Source organism: Kamptonema formosum PCC 6407 (assembly GCF_000332155.1).
Taxonomy (GTDB): Bacteria; Cyanobacteriota; Cyanobacteriia; order Cyanobacteriales; family Microcoleaceae; genus Kamptonema; species Kamptonema formosum.
This window is the reverse complement of the sequence record NZ_KB235903.1, coordinates 624,795-625,498: the sequence shown is the minus strand read 5'-3', so window position 1 is coordinate 625,498 and position 704 is coordinate 624,795. Positions and strand designations below refer to the sequence as shown.

Annotated in this window: 2 protein-coding genes; one reads left to right on the top strand and one right to left on the bottom strand. The window is 34.9% G+C overall.

The window, feature by feature from the left end; translation table 11 throughout:
• Window positions 1-407, bottom strand: a 407-nt coding sequence (locus OSCIL6407_RS38540) for a transposase (RefSeq protein ID WP_019487089.1), incomplete at its 3' end; no start/stop codon positions are given.
• Between the two features lie 135 nt (window positions 408-542).
• Between OSCIL6407_RS38540 and rd the strand changes: the two genes are divergently transcribed.
• A complete protein-coding gene (gene rd, locus OSCIL6407_RS38535; RefSeq protein WP_007355497.1) occupies window positions 543-701 on the top strand; it encodes a rubredoxin in 159 nt (52 codons plus the stop codon).
• Window positions 702-704: the final 3 nt, after the last annotated feature.

The following is a 704-nucleotide window of genomic DNA, read 5'->3' as shown; positions in this document are numbered from 1 at the left end:
TAAATATTGACACTTACAATCCCATTGTCTACTTTTCCTAGCCTTCCTAAATATTGTCTAGCTACATATTCAGTTTTATTTCCTTTTTTCGGATCTCCGGTCTCATCTATAATAATGTCAATTGCTTCTTCTTTTAACCAGTTAAAGATAATTTTTAGTCTCTGGGCTCTTAATTCTTCCGATTTCCAGGGCGATTGTGTTAAGAAATTATGCAAGGATTGACTATTTTTTAATCCAATTATTTTAGATAGTGTTACTAAACTTTTTCTTTTGCTTGGTGTCAAAATCCCCATAATAATTTGCTTAAACGCTTCATAGCTTCTAACTTCTGGAAATATTTTTTGATAACTCCCACAATATTGATCGATGAAACTAATGGTAGGTTGTGGAATTTTGGGCTGTATCATCGTCTATGTCTCCCATTTAGACTTCTCTTTCTATTTTACTCTTCCTAGAGTGACAAACTAGGGTTAACATCAATTCCATCAATTTTGATTCTCTAAACTTGTAAAAATTAGTCTATTTATCGAGAAAAAGCCAAAATGCAAAAATACATCTGTACAATTTGCGCCTATGTCTACGATCCAGAACTAGGCGATCCCGATGGCGGTATTGCACCTGGAACGCCGTTTGAAGATATTCCCGAAGATTGGGTTTGTCCGATTTGCGGTGCGCTAAAATCAGATTTTGAACCAGAATAAACG

Bases quoted from the DNA above. Each gene is read 5' to 3' on its own strand.
- rd (WP_007355497.1), top strand. From the start codon at position 543: ATGCAAAAATACATCTGTACAATTTGCGCCTATGTCTACGATCCAGAA.